The following is a 2,337-nucleotide window of genomic DNA, read 5'->3' as shown; positions in this document are numbered from 1 at the left end:
CTACAAGATGCCGATCAGGTCGCGCAGCGACCGGCCCAGCCGGTCGAGCTTCCAGACCGTGAGCGTGTCTCCCTCCCTCAGCGCCTTGAGGCATCGGGTCAGTTCCGGCCGCCGGACATGCGCACCGGTGGCGGTGTCGGTGAAGACGCGGACGCACTCCGCCGCCTTGAGGGCGGCAAGCTGCAAGTCCGGGTGTTGATCGCCGGTCGAGACCCGCGCATAGCCTATGTCCATGCCCCATTCTGTCCCTGATTTACGGCACAGGCAAGCCGTTGAATTATGAAGGTAGCGAGTGTCATTTTCAGAAGTCGAGTGCACCAAATATCAGAAGTCGCGTGCACTACCTACTAAAAGCTAAGGACTTAGCCCCTGGCGAGGTAACTTCTCAATAACTCACGGCACGGCAGCGCCCGCCAGGGCGCGCTCACGGACGATATCGGGCAGCGGCGGGATGGTCCCGTGCTGCTCGCTCCGGTCGACCAGATATCCCCAAAACGAGATACCCAGTTTTCGGCACGTCTTCTTCAGACTGGCGAAGGTGTCGCGACATCGCTTGCCGAGGTCGCTGCGGGTACCGCCGCTGACCTTGCGCCATTTGACGTAACCGCGGATGTCGTTTTCGCTGCCGTTGGTGTGCAGCGGGATGTCGGGACGCTGGAGCACCAGCAGCAGCTTCTGCCGGTGGGCATGCAGGCGCTTGAGGGTCTGATTGAGGGTCGCAAAGCTGGTGCGCTGGGTGAAGATGGCATCGAAGCGGGCCTCCAAGGCGGGCGCCCACGTTGGCTCGGGGGCGCGCTGATAGGCCTTGAGGTCGGCGTACAACTCCCAGATTTCAGCGCGGACCCGCTGCTGGTCCTCGCGCTGGCGGTCGTTGAGCGGAATCAGCTTATGGACCAGCCGCTCGGCATGAACCCAGCACAGGGCGTGCAGCAGGATGGCGAACTGCCCGGCGCCGTCGCTGACGATCACCAGGTCAAGGGAGAACCCCTTGTCGATCAAGCCGCCCAGCAAGGTCCCTTCGGTCGCGATGCGGCGATGGCGGGCGCTGTCGATGCCCAAGGCATCCAGGTGTTCTTCCCAGCATTGCGGGTCGTTGATGCCACCGGCCGGCCAATGGGCCTGAAGGCGGCGCAGTGGCTCTTGGGGTAGACCCTGCTCGACCAGGTAATCGAGCGCGTGCGGATTGAGGCCGTAGCCGATGTCCCCGGCGTGCAGCAATTCCAGAAAGTTGATCCGACTCTTGCTGGAGGTGCTGGAAAACCAGGCAAACCAGGCGTTGCCGATCTGGGTGACGTAGCCATTGTGGCCCTGATGACGCGCCCCGGAGTCATCCACCGTGATAAACGGGCTGACCTGCAGACCGGTCACCAACAGTTGGTCTTTCTCCGCGCAGAACGCCGCGTTGTCCCCACTCAGGAGCGCGTCGACCTGACCCACCGAGATGTCCACCCCCCACTCGCCCAGTTGTTCATGCAGTAGCGGCTGCGTGACCTGGCAGTGATGGTGCTGGTAGAGGACGAACGCGCGCAGGCGCGGACCGAAATGGCTGCCGTTGAGCGTGGCGGGCAGTTCACCGCACAGCCACTCCCCCGCCGGAGTCTGCCACACCTCCAGTCGATAGCGGGTGTTGAAAGATTCGATCTTGAGGTCTTGGACCACGAAGTCGCGATAGCCCTTAAAGCGCGATCCTGCCGGCAGCGGCTGCACGGGGGGAACCGGGATATCCTGGTGGACCGTCAACTGGTGGGTCTTGCTGCGCTTGTTCGAGCCGGGGCGTTTCGCGGGACCCGCGCCCGCCTCCCCCTCCTCTGGCGGCGGCGCGGCGGGCTCCGTCTCCTCTTCCATCCCACTCGGTTTGAAGGTCGGCTTGGTCTTCTCTCCCTTGAGCACCGCGATCTCGTCGCGCAACTGCTGAATCGTTTCCGCCTGCCGCTGGTTCTCCTGCGCCAGCGTTTCGATCAGAACGACCAGCCGCTCGACCAACGGCGTGCGCTCCGCGTCGGAGATCTCGGGCAGGTGGATCGGGCTAGACATGTCAAAGCACGGGGGAAGGGTGAGAGTTAATCTCGATGCGATACTTTAACTGATCTCGTCAGCAGACTGATACCCTTGCCATGACTTATTGAGAAGTTACCTGGCGAGTAGCTTCACGCCATCCGCCCGCAGTTCCCCGGCGGGCGAGACGTGCCGGTACAGCGTCTGCCGGGTCACGCCCAGTTCGCGGCACAGATCGCCCACGTTGGTCTCGGGCTGCCCCATTGATGCCATGGCGAGGCGCAGCTTCGCCGCCGTCATCTTGAACGGTCGCCCACCCTTCCGGCCGCGCGCCCGAGATCG

The 2,337-nt window shown here is 63.5% G+C and carries 3 protein-coding genes; all 3 read right to left on the bottom strand.

Annotated elements, in window-relative coordinates:
- Positions 1–234, bottom strand: coding sequence for a recombinase family protein (locus QZY44_RS25425; RefSeq protein WP_295454748.1), 234 nt, complete (start codon positions 232–234; stop codon positions 1–3).
- Between the two features lie 159 nt (positions 235–393).
- Positions 394–2,034 carry a transposase gene (locus QZY44_RS25420; protein WP_295454745.1) on the bottom strand — a complete coding sequence of 547 codons (1,641 nt, stop codon included), beginning with the start codon at positions 2,032–2,034 and terminating at the stop codon, positions 394–396.
- A 96-nt stretch (positions 2,035–2,130) separates the two neighbouring features.
- Positions 2,131–2,337, bottom strand: a 207-nt coding sequence (locus QZY44_RS25415) for a helix-turn-helix domain-containing protein (RefSeq protein WP_295454743.1), incomplete at its 5' end; no start/stop codon positions are given.

This window comes from uncultured Thiodictyon sp. (assembly GCA_903837595.1).
GTDB lineage: Bacteria > Pseudomonadota > Gammaproteobacteria > Chromatiales > Chromatiaceae > Thiodictyon.
Note: the sequence above shows the minus strand (reverse complement) of the source record. Positions and strands in the feature narration are given on the sequence as shown.

Coding starts and splice junctions, on each gene's coding strand:
- QZY44_RS25420 (WP_295454745.1), bottom strand. CDS start 2,034: ATGTCTAGCCCGATCCACCTGCCCGAGATCTCCGACGCGGAGCGCACG.
- QZY44_RS25425 (WP_295454748.1), bottom strand. CDS start 234: ATGGACATAGGCTATGCGCGGGTCTCGACCGGCGATCAACACCCGGAC.